Below are 21385 nucleotides of genomic sequence, written 5' to 3' on the forward strand. Positions count from 1 at the left end.
AACCTTGTAGCTAGAGCATGACCGCGCTTGACTAATGGTGCGCAAATTGCTTCAAAAAGATATTCAGCAACCAACCCGCATGGGAGCCACACTCAAATCAGTCGAGAAAGGTCAGGAGATTGTCCTGGAGGACTTCAACCTGATCGGTCGCAGCCCGGATGCTTCCATCCGGTTGCTGGACGGCGGTGTGTCGCGCCAGCATGCCACGATCCGGCGTGATGGGCAGTTGTTCTGGGTCTCTGACCTTGGCAGCGCGAACGGCAGCTTCGTCAATGACGTGGCCGTGACCACCGCGCGCGCGCTGCGCCATGGTGACCGCGTGCAGTTCGGCACCAGCATTTTTGTTTTCGACAGCCAGGATGAAGAGCGCCCCCCGAGCGAGTCCAGCAACGTCAGCACTCAATCGCTCCACACCATCGCCCTGCCGGTGAAGACCGTGAAGGCCACGCTGCTGGTCGGCGACCTGCGCAATTTCACCTCCATCTCCGCCCAGCTCAGTGCCGAAGAAGTCGCCGCCATGCTACGTGAATGGTATGCGCAGTGTGAGCAGGTGCTGAAATCTCGCGATGCCATCATCGACAAATTCATCGGCGACGGTGTCTTTGCCTACTGGCCCGGTGACGACCACACCACCCGCGTCAGGGCCACCGAGGCCGCCAAGCTGCTCAGCAGTCCCGACGCTGGCAACTCGCCCAAGCGCAAATGGCTGCGGGAGAACATGAATCTGGAAGTTCACTGTCACGTCGGGTTGAACATCGGTGATGTGGCGCTCGGCGCGATGGGTCGCGGGGTGAACACTGCCGTGGGTGAGGCGGTGAACGTGACCTTCCGTATCGAAAGCCTGACCCGCAAACTCCAGGTGCCCGTGCTCGCCGGTGCCCCATTCCTGCATGGCTGGCCCGAAGGACAGCAGCTTTATCAAAACGCAGGCGTGCATCCCGTCAAAGGACAACCGGAACCCGTCGAAGTTTACTCGCTGCTGGATTTCCCGACGGTGTCGCTCTGACCGCTGCCGGCGGCCAGATACGAGGCCATGTCATCCCGCGTCATTCGGTAGAGCAGCCACTCGCCCATGCGCTTCGCGCCAAGACGTTGCTCATAGACCTGCTGCGCGTTCACATTCCAGTCCAGGGCTGTCCACTCCATGCGGCCACAACCGCGCTCATGCGCGAGGCACACGGCTTTTTTTAGCAAAGTGCCACCCACACCGGCTTTACGCCGCTCCGGCAGCACAAACAGGTCTTCGAGATACAATGTCGGAAGCGCTAGAAAGCTCGAATACGTCTCCACGAGGATCATGTAGCCGCAAGGCTCAGCATCCTCGCTCACAAACGCCAGCCACACTTCAATACGAGGCTTCGCCCCCAGCGCATCTTCGATTAATCTCGCCTGAGCTGCTTCTTCCGGCGGCGGAAGTTTTTCAAACTCCGCCAACGCCACCACCAGCCGGCAAAACGACGCCACATGCTCTCGCGAGAGCGGCTGCAGCTCGATTTGAAGCTTCGCACTCATGCCAATAACGCCGGATCACCAAACAAGGTGAAATTGGCCGCCTCCGTGATGCGCACGTTGAAAATCTCGCCCACATGGCGATCACGATTGCCTTCAAAGACCACGATACGATTGGAACCCGTGCGACCGGTGAGCCGCGCCTCATTCGTCTTGCTCGGCCCTTCGCATAAAATCTCGACATCCTTGCCCACGAGCGCGTCATACATCGGCAGTGCGATGCTATTCACCAGCGACAGCAAATCCTGGTTTCGCTCCTCTTTCACGCGCTCAGGCACCTGCATCGCCTCTTCCATCTCCGCCGCAGGCGTGCCACGGCGTTTCGAGTAACGAAACACGAAGGCATTGTCGAAACGGATGTCTTCAAAGAGTTTTCGCGTCTCCAGATAGTGCTCCTCCGTCTCACCGGGGAAGCCCACGATCACATCCGTCGTCACCGCGATGTCTGGACGCGCCGCGCGAATGCGCTGCACGAGTTCGGTAAACTTCGCTGTCGTGTAAGGCCGGTGCATGCGCTTCAAAATGGCATCGCTGCCGCTTTGCACCGGCAGATGCACATGCTCGGCCAGTTTCGGCAGGTAAGTGAATGCCTCGATCAAATCCTTCTTGTAGCCAATCGGATGCGGACTCGTGAAACGAATGCGCTGGATGCCCGGAACCTCATGCACGGCCTCCAAGAGCTGCACAAACGGGCTTTTGCCATCGACGGTCGGAAACTCGTGCCGGCCATAGAGATTCACGATCTGCCCCAGCAATGTCACTTCCTTCACGCCACGGTCTGCGAGCCGCCGCACTTCCTCCAAGATGTCCGTGATGGGCCTGCCGCGTTCCTCGCCACGCGTGTATGGCACGATGCAGAAGGTACACTTCATGTTGCACCCCTGCATGATGCTCACGAAGGCGCTTGCTTGCTTCTCCTTCAGCGTGTGGTCACGGATCGTGTTTTGCGAGGCTTCTTCCTCATCCACATCGACAATGGAGAAGCGCTCCTCGTCCATCTGCCGCGCTTCCTTGGCCCGGATGATTTCATCCACATAATCCACCACGCGATGATACTTCTGCGTGCCGACCACGAGATCGACCTTGGCCTTGCCCACCAGCTCGCTGCCGCGGCTCTGCGCCATGCAGCCCATGAATCCAGTCACCAGCGGCACCTTGCGCCGCCGCACCATGCCCATCTTGCCCAGTGCCTTCTGCTCCGCCTGGTCACGCACGGAGCAGGTGTTGATCAACACCACATCCGCATCCAGATCCGTCCCCGTCATGGTATAGCCGCGCTCGACGAACATCTGCGACACCTGCTCGGTGTCGCGCTCGTTCATCTGGCATCCGTAAGTCTTGATATGGACGCGTGGCATGTCTGCGGGGCGCGGAGAATACCCACGCCCGCCCCAAAAACAACCTCCTACGCCTTGATCTCAAAGATCGCCTCGACTTCCACCGCCGCACCCGTGGGGAGCTGCGCAAAGCCAAGAGCGCTGCGGGCGTGGTAGCCGTCGCCTTCTTTGCCGAAAATCTCATGCAGCAGGTCGGAGCAGCCGTTGATCACCAAATGCTGGTCGCTGTATTCCAGCGTCGAGTTCACGCAGCCGAGCACTTTGATGACCTTCAGACCATCCAGCGTTCCATGCGTGTCCCAGACGGAGCGCAGCACCTTCTCCGCGCAGTTCTTCGCCGCCTTGTAGCCGTCCTCGGTCGAGACGCCTGCACCCAGCTTGCCCTTGAGATCGCTGACGTGACCGGAGGTGAGGAGCTGATTGCCGCTGCGGATGCAGAGGTTCAGGTAGCCGGGGGCTTGTTTCGTGAAAGTGAGGCCGAGGGATTCTGCTTTTTGCTGGGGAGTCATGGTGGGAGTGAGAAGTGGATGCAGAATACGATTTGGAAAACGAAAACTGGCAAACCACCGCATTCAAACTCCCCCAGCCTTCACCTCGCGGCCCATCTGCCACATCAGCTTGTCTAGCGCCCCACCTAGACCCTCCTTGCGGCCATTGAGCAAACCGGCCCAGCAGAGGCCTTTGGCGGTGTGGACCATGATCGTGCTCGTGCCGGGCAACGAGCCGCCATGCCACCAGTTCGGCACCTTGTTCACGCTCCAGCCGCGCGCATAGCTTCCTCCCACGCCAGCCGTCGTCATCGTGCGGATTGAGTCCGGTTTCAGCAGCTTCGGCAACTGCGATGCGAAGCGCACCAGATCGCCCGCTGTGGCGATCCATCCGCCGTGCGAATCCATACGCACCACGTTCATGCCATAGGCCGCTCCCGGCTTCTCCGCGTGATACATGACCTCCTTCGACTGACGCTCCGCCAGCGTGTTTCCGGCGATCTTCATGCTCGTGACACCACATTTCGCCAGCACTTGCTGCGTGATCAGCGCCTCGTAGGGTAACTTCGTCACCTTCTCCAGCACACGGCCCAGCACGCAGTAGCCGAAGTTCGAATACGCGTAGTGCTCACCCGGCTTGTGCGTCTGTTTTTGGTTCGCCAGCGTCCACGCGATGAGTTCATCGTGCTTCATCGCCGTGTTCTTGAACATGGGGTCGTTCTTGTCGTTCGCCCAACCGCCGCTCGTGTGCGTGAGCAGATGATCGACCGTCATCGAGGCCACATCGCCGCTGTGATCGCCACCGAGGATGCCCTGCGGGCCAAAAACCTTGGTGTCGAGTTTGAGCAGCCCTTTTTCGACGCACATCATGATCGCCGTGGCCGTGATCGGCTTCGAGATGCTGGCTATACGGAAGCGGTGCTCCGGCGTGACCGCTTCCTTGCCTTCTGAATCCGCAAAGCCGTAGCCTTGCTCGAATTCAATCTTTCCATCCCGGCCATAGGCGATGCTCATGCCCTGGATGCCATGCTCGCGAAGAAATCCCTCCGCGATGCCGCGAATCGTCGCCTCCTCGGATTTCTCCGGCGTGACCGCAAAGACCGGCCATGCGGCCAGCGAACCCACAAATGCGCGTCGTTTCATACGGGCAGCATCACACCTTGACGTCTCCCGTCCGTCAATGAAAACATCCGCATGGTCAAATCCCTCGCGTTGCTTTCCTTGCTCACCTGCTGCGTTCACGCCCAGGTCGTCGATACCAGCACGCTCATCGGCAAAGTCGTCTGCGGTTATCAGGGCTGGTTCCGCTGCGAAGGCGATGGCAGCAACAACGGCTGGCATCACTACGCCGCTGGCGGAAAATTCGAACCCGGACACGCGCACATCGAGATGTGGCCGGATGTGAGCGAGCTGCCGCCGCAGGACCGCTTCGCCACGCCGTTCAAGCATGCCGACGGTCGCACCGCCGAGGTCTTCAGCTCCGTGCGCGAATCCGTCGCGCAGCTTCATTTCAAATGGATGCGTGACTACGGCATCGACGGTGCCTTCGTGCAACGCTTCGCCACCACCACACGCGACAAGCACTTCCGCGAGCCGATGGACCAGGTGCTCTCACACTGCCAGGCCGCCGCGAAAGCCAACGGACGCGGCTGGACGCTCATGTATGACCTCAGCGGCATCAAAGAAGACAGCATTCAACTCGTGATAGACGACTGGAAACGCCTCATCACCGAAAAACGCCTCGACCGCGATGGTTCCGCTTACTTCCATCATCACGGCAAGCCGCTTGTCGCCCTCTGGGGCCTCGGCTTCAACGACCGTGCGCCGATGCTCGATGAATGGTCACGCCTGATCACCTTCCTGCGCGATGATCCCGTGTTCGGCGGCTGCGCCATCATGCTCGGCGTGCCCTACTACTGGCGCACGCTCGATCGCGACTGCGTCAAAGACCCCAGGCTCCACGAACTCATCTCCCGCGCCGACATCGTCAGCCCGTGGGCCGTGGGAAGGCTCGGCACGCCGCAGGATGCCGCCAATCGGATCGAGAAAACCTTGAAGCCGGACGTTGCGTGGTGTGCGGAGCGCAAGCTCGACTACCTGCCCGTGATCTTCCCCGGCTTTAGCTGGCAGAACCTCTCCAAGTCACGCGGCCAGGAAGCCAAGTTTGATGCCATTCCACGTCTTGGCGGCCAGTTCCTCTGGTCACAGGCGCTCGCGGCCAAGCAGGCCGGTGCGCAGATGCTTTACGTCGCCATGTTTGACGAGCTGGATGAAGGCACCTCCATTTTCAAAACCATGAATCAGCCACCTGTGGGCGACAGTCGATTCCTCGCCGAGCCTGATCTGCCGAACGATCATTATCTCTGGCTCACCGGCATGCTCGGCAAGCTGCTGCGTGGTGAAGAATCGGCTGAAATGCCAGCACGTTGAATCGTGGAGCGCGAGTATGGCGAAGCCTACTCGCCACTTGTCTTGCTCAGCGCTGTCAAACAGGCCACGCCGTTCCCTTTTCCACCTTTTGGCAGCCTTCCACGCGGCAGGAAGGTCAGGCGAGTAGAATACTCGCGCTCCCTCACGACAAGTCCGACGCCAGCACCGAATTCGCGGCACGCAGCGCCAGTTCCTTCGCCTGTGCGATCACGCGCACCGGCGTGTTGTCGAACAGGTAGGCATGGCAGCTCGGGCAGGTCACGGCACGCGTCACCACGATGGAACCACAGCCTTCGCAGACTTTGTACTGCTCGGGATGGGTGGCGATCTTCTCCGCCTGCTTCAGACGTGAATCGGGTTTGTGCTCGTGCGCGCTCATGAGACGTGCGCATGCTACGACGCACTCCGCCACGTGCAACCTTCGCGATGCCAAACTTGCGCTGATTTTTGCTCTTGCTTTGTGAATGTTAAGCACCCGTTCAACCCAACCCTTCGACACTCCATCCGTCGCGATACTTCCGTGTGAGCTGGGCATTCAGCTCGGGCTTGTTGGTGACTTTGCCTGCTGCGGCGTCCCATTCGATCCAACCGCCGGGATTGCGCTCGGCAAGCACACCGAGAAGCACAGCCTCCGTCACAGGGCAGCCGTAGGTCGGCAGATCGGTGCTGGCTTTCGCGCCTTTCATGCAAGCATCGACCCAGTCGGTGTAGTGATTGGCGATGCGCGTCTTCGGATAGGTGTGGCCGGTGAAATTCGCCTCGGGCACAAGCCACGGGCGCTGGCTGTGCGGTTTGAAGATGCCGCCGTTCTCGCCGATGAAGAAAATGCCGCTCGGGGTGTCCTTGGTGAGAACGCTGGGCTTGATGACGCGGCTGTCATACGGATAACCGCCATCGCTCCAGGTCATCTTGATCTTGTCACCCGCAGTGAGTGGTGTGCCGGGGAATTCGAGTTCGAGATGGCGCTTCTGCGCGTAGAGATCACCCTTGCTGCCTTCGTCGAGGCAACGAACGCGTGTCGGAGCGGCGAGACCGAGACAGGCGAAGACGACATCGAAGTAGTGGCAGCCCATGTCGCCCATCATGCCGACACCGAAATCGACCCACGAGCGCCACATGGACGGATGATACGCGCCTTCGAGGAACGGCACTTCGTTCGCGACGCCGAGCCACAGGTTCCAGTCGATGTGCTCCGGCACGGTATCGGCCTGCCCTTTACGTTCGGTGACTTTCGGCCACCAATTCGCCTTCTTGTTCTCCCAGCAGATGATTTCCTTCACCTTGCCGATGGCCCCGCTCTTGATGAGATCGACCGCCAGCGAGGTTTCGATGCTGGAGTGCCCCTGGGTGCCCATCTGCGTCGTCACGCCGGCCTTCGCCGCCTCAGCGCCGAGAATCCGCGCCTCGTGGATGTGATGCGTGAGCGGTTTCTGCAAATAGACATGCTTCTTCGCCCGCAACGCCGTCACCGCCTGCGCCGCATGCATGTGATCCGGCGTGCCGATGGTGATCGCATCGACCGTGTCGCCAAGCTTGGCAATCATCTCGCGATAATCACGAAACGTTGCCGCCTCGTCGAGCCGTTCCTTTGCCTCTGAGCCTTGATGCTCCTTCCGCCGCGAACTCTCGCCACGCTGCGCCAGTGCCAGCGTCTTCGCATCCACATCGCACATGCCCACGATGCGCACTTTCGCATGCTGCAGCACGCTCATCATCGTGTTCCCGCCCATGCCACCGACGCCGATGGACGCGACCTGGAACATCGAATTCGGCGACTTCGCGCTCAGGATGGAGGGTGCGGAGACATAAGCGGCGGTTTGTTTGAAGAAGGAGCGTCGGTTCATGAGGCCGTGTGAACGTGATTTCATGGGGTGCTCTCTCACGCGACAGCGTCCTGGAGTGCTCCAGTCCTCTGGAGCTTTCCGAACGCCAAGGGACATTCGAAAAACGCCGGAGGACCGGCGCACTCCAAAACGCTGACGCGCTTGCCAAGCCCGTCCATTTTCGACAACCTGCCCTCATGCCCAAGACCATCGACTGGCCTCACGCACCTCCGCACCGACTGACAGAGCGCGGCACCTACTTCGTGACAGCCGCAACCTATCTGAAAGCCCATCACTTTCGCAGCCCACAACGCCTCGAAGTCGTGCAGCGCGGTCTTTTGACGGTCACCAAAGAATATGGTTGGAATCTGGAAGCGTGGGCGATCTTCTCCAACCACTACCACTTCATCGCCAAATCACCGGCTGATCCAGGCTCGCTGTCAGAAATGCTCAGTGTGTTGCATGTGAAACTCAGCGGCTGGGTGAACAAGCTCGACAAGATGCCCGGTAGAAACGTGTGGCATAACTTCCGCGAGACTCAGCTTACACACCCTACGTCGTATTTCGCCCGCTTGAACTACACGCACGGCAACGCGGTTCACCACGGCTTGGTCGCCATAGCCAAAGGCTACCCTTGGTGCTCAGCCGCGTGGTTTGAGGAAACCACAAGTCCCGCGATGGTGAAATCCATCCGCCGCTTCAAGACCGACAAGGTGAAGGTGGAGGATGAATTCGATGTCGATCCAGACTGGTGAACCGTATGGAGCGACAGCGTCCTGGAGTGCGCCGGTCCTCCGGCGCTTTCGAGAGCCGAGTGGCAAACATCAGCACCCACAACTCCGAAGGCCAATCTTCGTCTCGCCGCTTCTCGAAAGGTGTTGATCCAACGCTTCGTCGGAAAGCTCCAGAGGGCTGGAGCACTCCAGGACGCTACCGCGCTCATCGCACGCCTCACTTCACCGCCACGCCCGCCACCTTCCGAATCTTCAGCAACATCGGAAAGCACGTCTGCAAGCCAGCGCTGTCGTGCTCATTCCTCGCGGAGCTGAGGGCGGCGTGGACGAGTTTGTCCTGATCCTGGACCCAGTTGGCGGCGCGGAAGAAGATGGGGCGTTCGTTTTCTTTCTCGCGGATTTGCACGCCGTTGAGGCCGATGTCATCGACGATGACGCCGTGTGGCAGGCCATGCACGTCGAGGTTGATGAGGCCGTCGTTGCCCTGGCGCACGGCGCGAATCCAGGCCTTCACGGTCTGGCCGGGGACGAGGGTGATTTCGAGGGGCTTGGTTTCGTCTTTGATCTCGCGCATGACGGCTTTGCCGCCGTTGTCGGGCTCCATGACGATGATGAACTTCGGCACAGCACCGAGCGTGACTTTGCCGAAAGTTCCGGCGTCGTGCGTGATGCCTTTGCCCTTCGCGGTGATCTTGAGCTGGCTCCAATTGGCATCCGCTTTGGCATCGGGCGCGGCGTGGAGTGATCCGCTGATCAAATCGTGCCCGGCTTCGATGAGGAGCGGCGAGGAGGCGAAATAACCCTGCGGCAGGCCGGTGATGTCGATCTGGATGGGATCGTCGAAATCATCGACACGATCCGCGCGGAAGGAGAAGCCGATGGAGGCTCCGGGCATGACGGTGGGGTTCGCGCCAGCGAGTTTGACGGTGAAGTCGGGCTTCGGCTCGCGGATGGTGAGGGCATAGACGAAGCGCTCGCCGTTCCATCCGCGTGTGTCGGTGACTTTGACGATGTAACGGCCATCAGCAGGCGCGGTGAAGGTGAGGCGCGAATCGCTGCCGAGCTTGCGGTCGTCGCTGTCGTCGTTGGCGTAGTTGAGCGTGAAGACGGGCAGTCCGTTCGGCACGATTTGGCTGCCGATGGGGCGTGGCTCGACGACGTAGCAGGGTTCGTCGAGCGAGTGGGAGGTGGCGCTGGTGTCGAAGTAGGCGCGGCGTTTGCCGCCGTTGATGTAGAAGAAGCAGCCGCCATCCGGCCCACGCGGCATGCGCACGATCTTCATCACGTCGCCATTGAAATAGACGAACTCGTTGAGCTCCATCTCCTCCCAATTTTGCAGGCGGATGTCCGGGTTGTTGGCATCGACGCTGCGGAAGTTGTTGTAGCTGTCGCGCACGGCCTGGAGCATCACGCGCGGCACCGGCTGGCCGTCAGCGTGGAGGATGTCGAGCTTTGTGTCGGCAGGAGAACCGGCTTGGGCGGCGAGCGTCTCGATGATCCACGTCTGGCCTTTTTTAGCGGTGAAGTAGAACGAGTTTTCCAACTCGTTCGGGAACTCCGGAGAACGAGTTGGAAAACTCGTTTTACGTCCAAGCACGCCATTCACCGTCACGGGAGCGGTCACCTCATGCGTGGTTGTGCCATCGACATGCATGCGAGCACTCGCACGCAGCACCGGCATCGAGCGGAAGCGCAGCGTCTTCGCATCGAGCGGCACGTTCATCAGGCCTTCTTTGTCGGCCTTCATCATCACGCTGGCTTTGTCGCCGAGGTGATGGCCGATGAGCGTGACTTTCGTGTCCTTACCGACCTGCGCGGCGAGCGGTGACCACGCGGTGACATATGGCAGTGCGCCAATGGTGAGGCGATACGCATGATCGGCGCTGCCATCCATCGTGGTGTTGCTCACGAGCACGATGTAGTCGCCATCGGCAGGCGCTTTCCAGGCGAGGAAAGGATCGCTGCCGCTGTCGAGGCCGCGATTCACGGCGAGCACGGTGCGGTTCGTGTCCATGATCTCCAGCGTGGGGGATTTCGCCGTGCTGCCGATCTGCGCCACGGCCAGATCGAGCACGAGTTCCTCGCCTGCCTTCGCGGTGAAACGATACGCGTCGTGCTGGCCGATCTCCGTGAGCGTGCCCCACAGACTCGCGGGCAGGTTGGCGACAACGACCGGCGCGGCTTTGAAATCAGCGGCGGTGGAGGTCGTGGGAGCGATGTCATCGGCAAAGAGTTTCACTTTCGCCGTCTCGCCCTGAGCGGTGCGGGCGGAGACTTCATAACCGCCACGCGGGAGGTCAGCGGGCACTTTGACTTTGAACACGAGCTTCGTCGGCGAACTGGCGGCGGCATCGACGGCAGGTTTGAGACGTGCATCGGCGAACTGCACCGTGGCGTTCGCGAGTTCTTTGCCCGTGATGACCAACTGCTGCTCCATGCCGTTGTGCAAACCGCGTGGCGTGATGGTTGTGATGGTTGGTTTGGCTGCCATCGCGGCTTTGGCGGCGGCTTTTTTCGCGACTGCGGGCTTGGCAGGCGCGGGAGCCATCACGGTCTTGCCGGTGGTGGATTCATAGACGCTGAGAGTGCCGTCGATGCGGCCGGCGACGAGTTGCGCTTTGTCGGTGAAGGCGAGGGCCGAGGACCAGTCCGGCTGTTTTTCGAGCGGGAGTTTTTCGGTGAGATCGGCCGTGCTCCAGAGCTTGAGCGACTTGTCGGTCGAGGTGGAGGCGAGCAGTTTGCCGTCGAGGGACAGCGCGAGCCGCAAGATGCCACCTTCATGTGCAAAACGGCTGGTGACGATCTTGTTCGTACCTTCCTTGGCATCGGCGCTGATGTTCCAAAGGCGGATGCGATTGTCGGAACCGGCGGCGAAGAGCTGTTTGCCATCGGCGCTGAAAACAACGCTGGTTTGCTCCTTCGTCGGCTGCGAGAGCGTTTCGAGCCGCTGACCGGTCGGAATGGCCCACAGCTTCACCGTGCGGTCCGCGCTGGCGCTGGCGAGCACCTTGCCATCGGGGCGGAACGAGAGGCCGTTCACCGCGCCGTTGTGGCCTTTGAGCAGCGCGACTTCCTTGCCCGTCGCCGTGTCCCAGAGGCGGATTTTTTGATCGTAGGCTCCTGTTGCGATCAATTTGCCATCCGGCGAAACCGCGAGCGCATACGCGGCATCGAGATGTCCATCAAACGACTGCTGCAAGGTGCCGTCGCTCGTCTTCCAGCGCTTCACCTCGCCCACGATGCCCGCTTCGCCGCCTGCGGCATACACGGCGTCGCCATCCGGCGAAAACGCGACCGCGTTGGCCTTGCCCTTGATGCCGGTGAGCTTGCGAATCACCGCCCGCGTGACCGGATTGAGCAGCTCAACCTCGCCATAACGTCCCACCGCGATGAGCTGCACCTTCGACGAGAAAGCCACCGCCTGAATCGAACGCTTCGGCGGCACCGTTGGCATGATTTTCGGCGTGATGACCTCCTTCGGCATCGGTTTGCCTTCCGCGATGATTGGACCTTTCGCGCCTGCATCGATCCACGCTTTGATCAGTGCGATTTCCTCCGGCTTGAGCTTCTCGCGCTTCCCCGGCGGCATGAATTCATTCTTTCCACCGCGTCCTGAGCGGCCTTCGAGGAATTTCACCAGCATGCTCTCGTTGCCTTTGCCCGCGACGATGGCGGCGCCTTCCTTCCCGCCTTTCATTAGCGCCGCGAAGGTGTCCAAGACGAATTCGCCATCCGCGTCGTCGGCGCTATGGCAGTCGATGCAGTAGGTGTCCCACAGCGGGGCGATCTGCTTCGTGTAGTCCACGGTTTGGGCGTGGGAGGTGGCGAGAGACAGCACGAGAAGGAGGATGGAACGCAGGAGGTTCATGAGGCAAAGGGGTGATGAGAGCGGGGTTGCAAAAAGGCAGGCGGCTTGGATAATTGCGTCATGAATCCAGCAGATGTCCGCAAATTGCAGGCGCTTCCCGTGAGCGAGAAGCTGCTCATGGTTGAAGTGCTCTGGCAGTCGATTGGTGATGCCAATGATGAGTTGGAAGTCAGTGAAGCAGAAAAGCGGGAACTCGACTCTCGTTGGGCGCGATTTGAACGTGACCCTTCGCGAGCACTGACGCTGGAACAATTCGATGCCTTGGTGAAAGCTAAACGCGGATGAAACAGCTTCGCATCCTCCCGGAAGCTTGGGAAGACGCTGATGAAGCGGCGGCGTGGTATGACAAGAAAGGCGGGCGCGAACTTGGCGACCGATTTTTGGCAGCGTTCCGCGCTCAACTGCCGGAGATTGTCCGTTTCGCGGGGACTTACCGAAAGGTTTACAAGGAGTTCAGCCGCGTCTTCGCCAAGCCCTTCCCGTATGCGATCTACTTTCGCATTCATCAGGACTGGGTGGTTGTGACGTTGCTGTGGCATACGGCGAGGAATCCCGAGGATTTGAGGACCACGCTAACGGAGCGTGATCCAGGCGATCAGTGATTAAACAAAAATTCCTTCGATCCCATCAGGCTCCAGAAGATGTCTTCCAGCGTGGTGCGGCGGTCTTCGGGTTTGGCGGTGGCGAGGAGTTGGGTGGCTTTCGCGATTTCACGGTCAGTGGGCTGGCGAGTCAGCGTCACAAGATAGGCTTCTTCGATGATTTTGGCGTCGGGTTGCTTGCTGGCGAGGAGGGCATCGAGGCGGTTGTCTTTCTGCGAGAGTTTCAGGTTCAGGGTCTCGCCATTCGCGATGTGGAGGGCCTGGGCCATGCTGGGTTCGTTGGTGCGCTCGCATTCGCAGGTGGCGACGCGGTCGGCGCGGCCGAAACTCTTGAGGAAGTAGCTGGCGATGTTGCTGTCGGGCAGTTGCAGGGCGCGGAAGCCCATGGGGTAGCTTTCGCTGGTGCCTTTGTTGGCGTTGCGTTTGTCGATCTTGAAGGTCGTGGGCGCGGCGGTGACCTGCGAGATGGTGTCGAGGAGGATTTCGGCTTTGAGGCGACGCGGGACGTAGTGCGAGCCGTAGCGGAGGTCGGTGATGTTTTCGGGCAACGTGATGCTGCTGCGCTGGTAGGTCTCGCTTTGCAGAATGGTGCGCATGAGGGCCTTCAAATCGAATTTGTGCTGCACGAGATGCGCGCAGGCGGTGGCGAACAGTTCTTCGTTGCTGGCGGCGTTGGTGACGCGGAGGTCATCGACGGCTTCGACGAGGCCGGCGCCGAAGAAATTGGCCCACACGCGATTCACGATGGCGCGCTGGAACAGTTTGTTGTCGGCACCGGTGAGCCAATTGGCGAGCACGATGCGGCGGTCCTCGGTGGAGGTCATCGAGATGGGCGTGGTGACATCGAGCGGACGCGGCGGCGGCGGTTTGCCGGTGAGCGGGGCGACGAGATCGCCCTGCGTGTCAGAGAACAGCACGCGCTCATCGGCCCGCGTGCCGTTCTTGGTGCGGACGCGGGCGAACAGATTGGCGAAGCCGTAATACTGCTCGTTGGTCCATTTCTCCATCGGGTGGTTGTGGCATTTCGCGCAGCCGATGGAGGTGCCGAGGAAGGCGATGCTGACGGTTTCGGCGCACTTGGTGGGTTCGTCGTTGAGGACGAAAAAGTTCACGCCGCCATGCTCCAGCGTGCTGCCGGTGGCGGTGAGGAGATCGCGCACCATGGCGTCCCAAGGTGTGTTCGCGGCGACGTGACGGCGGATCCAGTTGTAATACGACCACATCGCCTCGGGCATGAGTTTGTCGCCATTGACGAGCAACAGATCGCTCCAGCGATGCGACCAATAATCGACGAACTCAGGCCGCTGGAGCAGCGAGTCGATGAGGCGGTCACGTTTGTCAGCGGTCTTGTCGGCGAGAAAGGTGCGGGTTTCATCGAGCGTGGGCAACACGCCGATGGTGTCGAGAAACGCGCGGCGCAGGAACTCGTGATCCTCGGCGCGGACGGACGGCGGGATGTTCAGCTCGCGCAGTTTTTTCAGCGTGAGTTCGTCGATGAAGTTGCGTGGCTTCAGCGCGGCGAAGGCGGCGGGATCGACGTTGCTGGCGTTCGGAATCGTGATGGTGGCGAGCGCGAGGCGGCTCAGATACCACGCGCTGACGCTGCCTTCGCCACTGCCGGTGGTTTTGATGAGGCCGGTGTCATCCACCGTGGCCACGCTGGCGTTGGTGGCGTTGTATTTGGTCCAGCGCGTGACGTCCTCGCTGCGGCCGTCGCTAAACTTCGCCGTGACCTTGAGCTGCACCGTTTTGCCCGCCTGCGTGACGAGATGCGGGTGCGAGACTTCGAGCGAAACGATGCGCGGATCATCCGCCTTTGGCCCCGGCGCACCGGCGGCGATCCAGTCGGATATGGCTTTGTATTCCGGTGAGTTCACTTCAAAGCGCTTGTCACCTTTGTGTGGCACTGCTTTGACGGTCTTCAGCAAAATCAAACTGCGCGCCGGATCTTCCATCGTGAGGCGGCGACCATTCGCGCTGCGCGTGATCGAGATCCAATCGCCCTCGTCATCGAATCCACGCAGCGAAAGGCGAAAGCCGCCCTGACCTGCGGCTGCGCCGTGACACGCGCCCATCGCGCAACCGTAGCGTGTGAGGATGGGCTGGATGGTGTTGCGGAAGGACGGGGCTTCGGCGGCGTGAAGGGACGAAGCAAGCGTTGCCAAGAGAAGGATATGACGGGTAACTGTCATGGGATTCAACCGTTGTGATCTTTGAGTGCCAGTCGCTTGATGACGGGCTGTTTGGTGTTGGTGAGGTCGATGATTGCCTCGTATTCGAACCAGCGGCGGCTTTCTTCGGGTTTGAGACCTGGGAGATCGCAATCACCTTCCAGTTTGAGGACAACCGTTGAGTCATTTACCCAGCGAAGAGGTGAAGTGAACGCACGGCGATAGATGGAAGAGACGCCGATGTTTTTGAGGACAACAGGATATAGGTCGGGCAGTTTGATCTCGACAAAACTGCCTTTATCAAAGCGCAGTAGAGTTACCTCGGTGCTCCATTTGGTTCCGCGCTGCTTCAAAAGAACTTGTTTGGAGTCTGGACTCCAAACTGCGGCGGTATTGAACTCATCGGCCACCGCTTCGAGGTTCAATCCATACCCTCCAGTGATTTGATCACCCAAAATCGTCTTGGTTTTGGCGTCCCTAAGCTGGATCGCGGGCAAGCCCTCGCCGTCATGAGCCAAGACGACCTCAAAGCGATCATCTGGTGACCTACAGACGACGATCTGGCGCTCCGCAGCGCTGAACGAAGCGGCAGTCAGAAGCATCAGCAATGGGCGGATAAATTGCATCAGTAATCTAGTGGGCTATTTTGGAGAATGACTGTCGAAGAAATAATCAAAGCACTGCGAGGGCTAAATGAGCGAGAACGACGCGCGGTTAGCTATGAACTGTGGCTTTTGGACCACGAAGACCAGCGTGAAGATATTGAACTCGCTGAAGCATGCGGTTTGGAGATGTTCAAGATGCTGGACCAGCTCGAGGCGGAGGACGAAGCGGTGAAGGCTACGCAAACAGCTCCTTGATCGCCTGCGTGCCGAAATCGACGACGGGATACGGTCTGCCCTGCGGGCCGGGGAGTTCGGTGTGGAGATCGACGCCGAGGGCTTGGTAGATGGTGGCAACGATTTCCTTCGGCGCGACGGGGCGCTCGGTGGGGTAGCCGCCGATATCGTCGGACTTGCCGATGACTTCGCCGCCTTTGACGCCGCCGCCGGCGAAGTTCACGGTCCAGCAGTTCGGCCAGTGGTCTCGACCACCGGCGGGATTGATCTTTGGCGTGCGGCCGAATTCGGCGAGGCAGGTGACCATGGTGTCATCCAACATGCCGCGCTGGAACAGATCCTCGATGAGGGCGCTGTAGCCCTGGTCATACATCGGCGCGACGATGTCTCTCATGCCTTCGATGCTGGTGAAGGGTTTGGAGCCGTGGATGTCCCAGGTGATCTCGCCAAACACGGTGATGAAGGTGTTCACGGTCACAAAGCGCACACCACGCTCGACGAGTCGGCGGGCGAGGAGGCAGCTCTGGCCGAAGCGGTTCAAACCGTAGCGCTCGCGCACCTTGAGCGGCTCCTTCGTCAGATCGAAGGCCTCGCGGGCTTGCGTGCTGGTCATGATGCGGTAGGCGGACTCGAAATTGCTGTCCATGAGCTTCGCCTGCTCGCTGTATTCGAAATTCCGCACGCTGCTGTCCACCAGTTCGCGCATTTCACGACGGCGTTCCATTCGCACTTCGCTGATTTCTTTCGGTGGGAGCAGATCGGGCACCTTGAAGTCCTTCTCCGACGGATTCGCGTTCAGGACGAAGGGATCATACGCTTTGCCGAGGAAACCCGCGTCCTGGCCATGCGGCATGTTGCCGCCGGTGGGTCCCATCGTCTCCGGGAGGATGATGTGCGCGGGCAGATCGCTGCGGCGGCCTTGGAGAAACTCCAGCGCACTGCCGACGTGCGGCGTGTTCACACCACCGGTGAAGAGACGGCCCGTCTGCATCATCTGATGCCCCGTGTCATGCACGGCGGCGGCGGTGTGGTAGCAGGAGCGCACGAGGCTGAATTTGTCCGCGATCTTCGCGTGCAGCGGCAGGATCTCGGAGATCTCGAAGGCGTTGCTCTTCGTGCGGATGGGTTTGAAGGGGCCACGGATCTCGCTCGGCGCATCCGGCTTCATGTCCCACAGATCCTGCTGGCTCGGCGCACCGAGATTGAAGATCATGATGCAGGCCTTGTTGCTCTTCTTGGGGTCCACCTTTCCCTCCGCCTTCAATTTGGCGAAACCAGGCATGGTGAGGCCAATCGCGCTGAGAGTCCCAGCGGAGAGGAAATCGCGACGTGTTACACCATCGCAGGTGGTGACGGAGCCTTTGTCAGTGAATTTGAACATGATGGTGCGCGTTGAGGATTGGACTGCTGATTAATACGCCAGCCGCGACGACATCTAAATGGACGATGCCACTTTGGCTTTGGCTGCTTCGTGCAGCAGGGTGGATTGCCATGAGCGCTGAGCGCCGGTATTCTCGGCTCCATGAATGCTCATCATTGCCAGAGCTGCGGTGTGGATTGGTCTGCCGGCCAGTTCTCCCAAGACTGTGCCGAATGCGGCGGCGGCGCGATGGACATCGCGTGCCTGCGCTGCGGTGGAAAATGCGGCGAACGTTGGAAGCGCGCGGTGATGGACTCGCACGACAGTGGTTTGGCGCATTGGATTGGAAAATGCACGTCAGTGGCTTTGAACCGCGATTCCGCTGCGGGCGGCGATTTCGTCGATGCGGGCTGACGGGGGCGATACGACGCACAGCGAGCCGGATTCGAGGTCTTCGAGCACCGCGGCAGGAAGAACCGCGTTCACGCCGAACCCTTGGTAATGCCGCATGTGAAGCCGAAAGCGCGCAGGCTGTGATTGGACGTACGCTTCGAGATTCCAGGGATGAATCCGCTTTTCGAAGCGACGCACCCAGACGCGAAGCTGAAAGGCGTTCACCACGTCAATGACGAGCATCGGCACAGCGAGCCAAAGCACCAAAGCCAGTGCGCTCATGCCGATCCAGCGCCAATGCGACCACGTCAGGGCCGCAATCAACGCACACAAAGCCACCGCAGGCAGGCGATGCGTCACGCGATAGCGGCCGAACACGGGAAACTGGAGCGTCTCCACCGTCATGGTCGGCCACTCTCCACCGGCCAGGCAGGAAAAGAAGCGCAACGTCTTCATAAAAAATGGTTGTTCAACCAGTCGCGGCGCATGCTAGTCTCTGCCGCCCCTCATCAACAAGCACTATTCTGTCACATGAAAGCCATTGCCGCCACCTTCGCACTGCTGCTCTCCACGTCTCTTCACGCCTACGCCCAAACCGCTCCGACTCAGAATCCCAGTGGACAAGGCGGCCAGCAAGGGCAGCAGGATGAAGTGACTCGTGATGGTCTGTGGGATGGCCGCTTGCAGGGTGGCAACTACATCGTGCGCTGCAATTCGATCATCGCCCTCTCGAAGCACGAGTACATCTCTGATGGCGTGGCACGCGTGGTCGAGGTGAACCTGACGCTGAATTCAGCGCAGGTGATCCGCTTCTACTTTCTGGAGCCGGTGAAGGTGGAAGGCAGCAGCATGATCACCGCGGGCCAGCAGGCGCTGGATCGTGCGCGTGGAGCGGTGGAGCAGGCGGCGGGACGGGTTTCAAACACGCTGACGGAGCCGAAGGTGGTGAAGAATTATCCAGCGTCCACGCATGCACACACGGTTGAGTTTGTGCTGAAGGAGGAGGCAAAATTGAATGCCTTGTTCGGCAGCCTGGAGCGCTCCTTGCGCACGGGTCAGGGGCGTATTTGGAAAGAGTGACAGAGCGGAGAAAAGTGTCCGCGCTCCTCTCATTCACACGTTGAAGCGGAACTCCACCACGTCGCCGTCACGCATGACGTATTCTTTGCCTTCAATGCGCCATTTGCCCTTTTCCTTGGCCTTGGCGTTGGAGCCAAGTTCGACGAGATCGTTGTAATGCACCACTTCGGCGGCGATGAAGCCGCGCTCGAAGTCGGTGTGAATGACGCCCGCAGCCTGCGGAGCTTTCATACCCTTCACAATGGTCCAAGCGCGGGTTTCCTTCTCGCCCGTGGTCAGGTAAGTCTGGAGGCCGAGGAGGGCATAGACGCCTTTGATGAAGAGCGAGACACCGCTGTCATCGACACCGATGTCCGCGAGGTAGGCTTTGGCATCTTCAGGTGAGAGATCGGTCAGTTCACTCTCGATGGCGGCGCTGACAACGACGGCACTGGCTTCGTGGGCGTGCTTCACATACTCACGCACCTTGCCGACGAAACGATGCCCGTCGGGGTCGTTGGTGGCTGCGGCGAGTTCGGATTCGGCGACGTTGCAGGCAAAGATGCAGGGCTTGGAACTGAGGAGGAAGAAGCTTTTGAGCATCTTCAGTTCGTCATCACTGCATTCGAGCGTGACGGCAGGTTTGCCGGCATCGAAATGTGGGATCAGGCGATCGCACAGCGCAATCTCTGCCCTGGCCTCTTTGTCGCCGCTGCGGGCCTTCTTTTCGCTCTTGTCCTTGCGGCGCTGGATGGCGTCCATGTCAGCAAGAATCAGCTCGGTGTTGATGACCTCGATGTCACGCACGGGATCAATGGTGCCGCTGACGTGGGTGATGTCGCCATCTTCAAAGCAGCGCACGACATGCACGATGGCGTCCACTTCACGGATGTGGCTGAGAAATTTGTTGCCAAGGCCCTCGCCCTGGCTCGCGCCTTTCACGAGACCGGCAATGTCCACGAATTCAATCGCAGCGGGGACGAGCTTCGAGGAGCCGGAGATCTTCGAAAGAACGGCGAGACGTTCATCCGGCACGGTGACGACGCCGGTGTTCGGCTCGATGGTGCAGAAGGGATAGTTGGCAGCCTCCGCCTTGCGGGTGCGGGTGACTGCGTTAAAAAGGGTGGATTTGCCAACGTTTGGAAGGCCAACGATACCGGCTCTGAGCATAAGGGCGGCGAGAGTAGGGCGGATTGAGAAATGAGCAAGGCGGCGTTGCGTCTTGGGAGCACATCGGCGAGACTCCGCGCCCTTTTTCCGGCCACTGCATGTCTTTTGAACTTCTCACCACTGATTCATCGTCTCTCGCCCGTCGCGGGCGGCTGACGACGCCGCATGGCGTGGTGGAGACGCCGGTGTTCATGCCGGTGGGCACTCAGGGCACGGTGAAGGCCATGCATCCGGATGAATTGCGGGCGCTGAACTCGCAGATCATTCTCGGCAATACGTACCACCTGTTTGTGCGGCCGGGGATGGAGATCATGAAAGAGGCGGGAGGGCTGCATGCCTTCGCGAACTGGGACCGGCCCATTTTGACCGACAGCGGCGGCTTCCAAGTCTTCTCGCTGGCGAAACTGCGCAAAATCAAAGAGGAGGGCTGCCACTTCCAAAACCACCTCGACGGCACGCCGATGTTCATCGGACCGGAAACATCGATGGAGATCCAGGCGACGCTTGGATCGGACATCGCGATGCTGTTTGATGAATGCACGCCCTACCCCTGCGAGGCCAAAGAAGCTGAGAAGAGCCTCGATTTGACCCTACGCTGGGCAAAACGCTGCCGGGCGTGGATTGACGAAAACAGGCCGCAGACCGGCGGCGGGGCGCAGCAGCACTTCGGCATCGTGCAGGGCAGTGTGTATGAGGATTTGCGCAAAAAATCGGCCCAGGAGCTCGTGGCGATGGGTTTTGACGGCTACGCCATCGGCGGGCTGAGCGTCGGAGAGCCTGAAGAGGACATGATGCGCATCGCCGAGTGGGTGACACCGCTGCTTCCCGCGAATCAGGCCCGCTACGCGATGGGACTGGGCACGCCGCCGCAGGTGATCGAGCTGATCGCCCGCGGAATCGACATGTTTGACTGCGTGCTGCCCACCCGGCTGGCCCGGAACGGCACGGCTTTCACGCATGAGGGCCTGATGAACCTGCGAAACGCCTGCTACGCGAAGGATTTCCGCGACCTCGCCGAGGACACGCACCCGCTCTGCCAGGGCTTTTCACGGGCCTACATCCGGCATCTCGTTCAGGCTCAGGAGATTCTGGGTTTGCGGTTGATTTCTCTGCATAACCTGCATTTCTACGCGTCCCTCACGTCCAGGGCACGTCAAGCGATCGAACAGGGTTGTTTCGCCGAGTTCCGGGCTGAGGTCGTCGCGAAATACAAGCCCAACACCGCAGCCTCCGAATCATGATCAACATATCCCTCGAAAACTCCCTCCTTCTGGCCCAAGCCGCACCCGCCGGAGGCCAGGGTGGCATCCTTGGCAGCCCCATGATGCTGCCCATCCTCATGATCGTGGTGATGTATTTCGTCATCTTCCGCCCGCAGCAGAAGCGCATGAAGGAGCACCGGCTGCTCATCGCTGGCGTGAAAGTGGGCGACCATGTCATCATGGAAGGCGGCGAGCACGGCATCATCACCAGCGTCAAGGACCGCACCGCCATGGTCAAGATCGCGGACAACGTCAAAGTCGAGTACGAGCGCTCCAAGATCGCCGCTGTGACGAAAAAATCCGAGGTCGTCGAAGCCACCGAGGCTTGAATAACCCCCCC

General features: G+C 60.2%; 22 protein-coding genes. 9 read left to right on the forward strand and 13 right to left on the reverse strand.

Features of this window, described 5'->3' with window-relative positions; translation table 11 throughout:
- The first annotated feature begins 79 nt into the window (after positions 1 to 79).
- Positions 80 to 1006 carry an adenylate/guanylate cyclase domain-containing protein gene (locus tag U1A53_RS03200; protein WP_322278938.1) on the forward strand — a complete coding sequence of 309 codons (927 nt, stop codon included), beginning with the start codon at positions 80 to 82 and terminating at the stop codon, positions 1004 to 1006.
- Here the strand turns inward: U1A53_RS03200 and U1A53_RS03205 are convergent.
- From U1A53_RS03205 to U1A53_RS03220, 4 genes are all read right to left on the reverse strand, one after another.
- Positions 970 to 1512 (reverse strand): GNAT family N-acetyltransferase, encoded by a 543-nt coding sequence (locus U1A53_RS03205; protein WP_322278939.1) that lies wholly within the window; start codon positions 1510 to 1512, stop codon positions 970 to 972. The genes U1A53_RS03200 and U1A53_RS03205 overlap by 37 nt on opposite strands.
- Entirely contained in the window at positions 1509 to 2867 is a 1359-nt protein-coding gene (gene miaB, locus U1A53_RS03210; RefSeq protein WP_322278940.1) for a tRNA (N6-isopentenyl adenosine(37)-C2)-methylthiotransferase MiaB, read from the reverse strand. Before miaB ends, U1A53_RS03205 begins: the two co-directional genes overlap by 4 nt.
- 47 nt (positions 2868 to 2914) lie before the next feature.
- Positions 2915 to 3355 carry a RidA family protein gene (locus tag U1A53_RS03215; RefSeq protein ID WP_322278941.1) on the reverse strand — a complete coding sequence of 147 codons (441 nt, stop codon included), beginning with the start codon at positions 3353 to 3355 and terminating at the stop codon, positions 2915 to 2917.
- A 63-nt stretch (positions 3356 to 3418) separates the two neighbouring features.
- Positions 3419 to 4477: a serine hydrolase domain-containing protein gene (locus U1A53_RS03220; RefSeq protein ID WP_322278943.1), complete on the reverse strand. Its 1059-nt coding sequence runs from the start codon at positions 4475 to 4477 to the stop codon at positions 3419 to 3421.
- Positions 4478 to 4528: 51 nt separating this feature from the next.
- Between U1A53_RS03220 and U1A53_RS03225 the strand changes: the two genes are divergently transcribed.
- The gene (locus U1A53_RS03225; protein WP_322278945.1) at positions 4529 to 5764 is read left to right on the forward strand and encodes a glycoside hydrolase family 71/99-like protein; all 1236 of its coding nucleotides are present in this window, start codon (positions 4529 to 4531) and stop codon (positions 5762 to 5764) included.
- Positions 5765 to 5906: 142 nt separating this feature from the next.
- Here U1A53_RS03225 and U1A53_RS03230 read toward each other — a convergent pair whose 3' ends face one another.
- Positions 5907 to 6143 (reverse strand): hypothetical protein, encoded by a 237-nt coding sequence (locus tag U1A53_RS03230; protein WP_322278946.1) that lies wholly within the window; start codon positions 6141 to 6143, stop codon positions 5907 to 5909.
- Between the two features lie 100 nt (positions 6144 to 6243).
- On the reverse strand, positions 6244 to 7608 hold the full coding sequence (locus tag U1A53_RS03235; RefSeq protein WP_322278948.1) for a Gfo/Idh/MocA family oxidoreductase: 1365 nt from the start codon (positions 7606 to 7608) through the stop codon (positions 6244 to 6246).
- 176 nt (positions 7609 to 7784) lie between these two features.
- On the opposite strand from U1A53_RS03235, the gene U1A53_RS03240 reads away from it, so the two are divergent.
- The gene (locus tag U1A53_RS03240; RefSeq protein ID WP_322278950.1) at positions 7785 to 8342 is read left to right on the forward strand and encodes a hypothetical protein; all 558 of its coding nucleotides are present in this window, start codon (positions 7785 to 7787) and stop codon (positions 8340 to 8342) included.
- A gap of 196 nt (positions 8343 to 8538) precedes the next feature.
- Here U1A53_RS03240 and U1A53_RS03245 read toward each other — a convergent pair whose 3' ends face one another.
- Positions 8539 to 12189: a c-type cytochrome domain-containing protein gene (locus U1A53_RS03245; RefSeq protein ID WP_322278951.1), complete on the reverse strand. Its 3651-nt coding sequence runs from the start codon at positions 12187 to 12189 to the stop codon at positions 8539 to 8541.
- 60 nt (positions 12190 to 12249) lie between these two features.
- On the opposite strand from U1A53_RS03245, the gene U1A53_RS03250 reads away from it, so the two are divergent.
- Positions 12250 to 12474, forward strand: coding sequence for an addiction module protein (locus tag U1A53_RS03250; protein WP_322278953.1), 225 nt, complete (start codon positions 12250 to 12252; stop codon positions 12472 to 12474).
- Entirely contained in the window at positions 12471 to 12791 is a 321-nt protein-coding gene (locus U1A53_RS03255) for a hypothetical protein (RefSeq protein ID WP_322278954.1), read from the forward strand. Before U1A53_RS03250 ends, U1A53_RS03255 begins: the two co-directional genes overlap by 4 nt.
- Here U1A53_RS03255 and U1A53_RS03260 read toward each other — a convergent pair.
- Positions 12785 to 14956 (reverse strand): DUF1549 domain-containing protein, encoded by a 2172-nt coding sequence (locus U1A53_RS03260; RefSeq protein ID WP_322278955.1) that lies wholly within the window; start codon positions 14954 to 14956, stop codon positions 12785 to 12787. The two genes, U1A53_RS03255 and U1A53_RS03260, sit on opposite strands and share 7 nt — an antisense overlap.
- Before the next feature lie 32 nt (positions 14957 to 14988).
- Positions 14989 to 15588: a hypothetical protein gene (locus U1A53_RS03265; protein ID WP_322278956.1), complete on the reverse strand. Its 600-nt coding sequence runs from the start codon at positions 15586 to 15588 to the stop codon at positions 14989 to 14991.
- 27 nt (positions 15589 to 15615) lie between these two features.
- On the opposite strand from U1A53_RS03265, the gene U1A53_RS03270 reads away from it, so the two are divergent.
- Entirely contained in the window at positions 15616 to 15822 is a 207-nt protein-coding gene (locus tag U1A53_RS03270) for a hypothetical protein (RefSeq protein WP_322278957.1), read from the forward strand.
- Here U1A53_RS03270 and U1A53_RS03275 read toward each other — a convergent pair.
- Genes U1A53_RS03275 through U1A53_RS03285 form a run of 3 tightly spaced genes read right to left on the reverse strand, consistent with a single transcriptional unit; the run spans position 15803 to position 18010 of the window.
- The gene (locus U1A53_RS03275) at positions 15803 to 17182 is read right to left on the reverse strand and encodes a DUF1501 domain-containing protein (protein ID WP_322278959.1); all 1380 of its coding nucleotides are present in this window, start codon (positions 17180 to 17182) and stop codon (positions 15803 to 15805) included. The genes U1A53_RS03270 and U1A53_RS03275 overlap by 20 nt on opposite strands.
- A 54-nt stretch (positions 17183 to 17236) precedes the next feature.
- Positions 17237 to 17500 carry a hypothetical protein gene (locus U1A53_RS03280; protein WP_322278960.1) on the reverse strand — a complete coding sequence of 88 codons (264 nt, stop codon included), beginning with the start codon at positions 17498 to 17500 and terminating at the stop codon, positions 17237 to 17239.
- Positions 17501 to 17518: 18 nt separating this feature from the next.
- Entirely contained in the window at positions 17519 to 18010 is a 492-nt protein-coding gene (locus tag U1A53_RS03285) for a hypothetical protein (RefSeq protein WP_322278962.1), read from the reverse strand.
- A gap of 75 nt (positions 18011 to 18085) precedes the next feature.
- On the opposite strand from U1A53_RS03285, the gene U1A53_RS03290 reads away from it, so the two are divergent.
- Positions 18086 to 18634, forward strand: a complete 549-nt coding sequence (locus U1A53_RS03290; protein ID WP_322278963.1) for a hypothetical protein — start codon at positions 18086 to 18088, stop codon at positions 18632 to 18634.
- Positions 18635 to 18667: 33 nt separating this feature from the next.
- Here the strand turns inward: U1A53_RS03290 and ychF are convergent, their stop codons facing one another.
- Complete coding sequence (ychF, locus tag U1A53_RS03295; RefSeq protein ID WP_322278965.1) at positions 18668 to 19783, reverse strand: redox-regulated ATPase YchF; 1116 nt, start codon at positions 19781 to 19783, stop codon at positions 18668 to 18670.
- Between the two features lie 98 nt (positions 19784 to 19881).
- On the opposite strand from ychF, the gene tgt reads away from it, so the two are divergent.
- Together tgt and yajC are read left to right on the forward strand one after the other, a co-directional pair.
- Positions 19882 to 21024, forward strand: a complete 1143-nt coding sequence (gene tgt / locus U1A53_RS03300; protein ID WP_322278966.1) for a tRNA guanosine(34) transglycosylase Tgt — start codon at positions 19882 to 19884, stop codon at positions 21022 to 21024.
- Complete coding sequence (gene yajC, locus U1A53_RS03305; protein ID WP_322278968.1) at positions 21021 to 21374, forward strand: preprotein translocase subunit YajC; 354 nt, start codon at positions 21021 to 21023, stop codon at positions 21372 to 21374. Before tgt ends, yajC begins: the two co-directional genes overlap by 4 nt.
- The last annotated feature ends 11 nt before the right edge of the window (positions 21375 to 21385 follow it).

Origin of the sequence: Prosthecobacter sp., assembly GCF_034366625.1 — a bacterium.
Taxonomy (GTDB): domain Bacteria; phylum Verrucomicrobiota; class Verrucomicrobiia; order Verrucomicrobiales; family Verrucomicrobiaceae; genus Prosthecobacter.

What these genes read in the sequence shown, in the direction of transcription:
- U1A53_RS03200 (WP_322278938.1), top strand. Translation starts at nt 80, where the DNA reads ATGGGAGCCACACTCAAATCAGTCGAGAAAGGTCAGGAGATTGTCCTG.
- U1A53_RS03205 (WP_322278939.1), bottom strand. Translation starts at nt 1,512, where the DNA reads ATGAGTGCGAAGCTTCAAATCGAGCTGCAGCCGCTCTCGCGAGAGCAT.
- miaB (WP_322278940.1), bottom strand. Translation starts at nt 2,867, where the DNA reads ATGCCACGCGTCCATATCAAGACTTACGGATGCCAGATGAACGAGCGC.
- U1A53_RS03215 (WP_322278941.1), bottom strand. Translation starts at nt 3,355, where the DNA reads ATGACTCCCCAGCAAAAAGCAGAATCCCTCGGCCTCACTTTCACGAAA.
- U1A53_RS03220 (WP_322278943.1), bottom strand. Translation starts at nt 4,477, where the DNA reads ATGAAACGACGCGCATTTGTGGGTTCGCTGGCCGCATGGCCGGTCTTT.
- U1A53_RS03225 (WP_322278945.1), top strand. Translation starts at nt 4,529, where the DNA reads ATGGTCAAATCCCTCGCGTTGCTTTCCTTGCTCACCTGCTGCGTTCAC.
- U1A53_RS03230 (WP_322278946.1), bottom strand. Translation starts at nt 6,143, where the DNA reads ATGAGCGCGCACGAGCACAAACCCGATTCACGTCTGAAGCAGGCGGAG.
- U1A53_RS03235 (WP_322278948.1), bottom strand. Translation starts at nt 7,608, where the DNA reads ATGAACCGACGCTCCTTCTTCAAACAAACCGCCGCTTATGTCTCCGCA.
- U1A53_RS03240 (WP_322278950.1), top strand. Translation starts at nt 7,785, where the DNA reads ATGCCCAAGACCATCGACTGGCCTCACGCACCTCCGCACCGACTGACA.
- U1A53_RS03245 (WP_322278951.1), bottom strand. Translation starts at nt 12,189, where the DNA reads ATGAACCTCCTGCGTTCCATCCTCCTTCTCGTGCTGTCTCTCGCCACC.
- U1A53_RS03250 (WP_322278953.1), top strand. Translation starts at nt 12,250, where the DNA reads ATGAATCCAGCAGATGTCCGCAAATTGCAGGCGCTTCCCGTGAGCGAG.
- U1A53_RS03255 (WP_322278954.1), top strand. Translation starts at nt 12,471, where the DNA reads ATGAAACAGCTTCGCATCCTCCCGGAAGCTTGGGAAGACGCTGATGAA.
- U1A53_RS03265 (WP_322278956.1), bottom strand. Translation starts at nt 15,588, where the DNA reads ATGCAATTTATCCGCCCATTGCTGATGCTTCTGACTGCCGCTTCGTTC.
- U1A53_RS03270 (WP_322278957.1), top strand. Translation starts at nt 15,616, where the DNA reads ATGACTGTCGAAGAAATAATCAAAGCACTGCGAGGGCTAAATGAGCGA.
- U1A53_RS03275 (WP_322278959.1), bottom strand. Translation starts at nt 17,182, where the DNA reads ATGTTCAAATTCACTGACAAAGGCTCCGTCACCACCTGCGATGGTGTA.
- U1A53_RS03280 (WP_322278960.1), bottom strand. Translation starts at nt 17,500, where the DNA reads ATGCGCCAAACCACTGTCGTGCGAGTCCATCACCGCGCGCTTCCAACG.
- U1A53_RS03285 (WP_322278962.1), bottom strand. Translation starts at nt 18,010, where the DNA reads ATGAAGACGTTGCGCTTCTTTTCCTGCCTGGCCGGTGGAGAGTGGCCG.
- U1A53_RS03290 (WP_322278963.1), top strand. Translation starts at nt 18,086, where the DNA reads ATGAAAGCCATTGCCGCCACCTTCGCACTGCTGCTCTCCACGTCTCTT.
- ychF (WP_322278965.1), bottom strand. Translation starts at nt 19,783, where the DNA reads ATGCTCAGAGCCGGTATCGTTGGCCTTCCAAACGTTGGCAAATCCACC.
- tgt (WP_322278966.1), top strand. Translation starts at nt 19,882, where the DNA reads ATGTCTTTTGAACTTCTCACCACTGATTCATCGTCTCTCGCCCGTCGC.
- yajC (WP_322278968.1), top strand. Translation starts at nt 21,021, where the DNA reads ATGATCAACATATCCCTCGAAAACTCCCTCCTTCTGGCCCAAGCCGCA.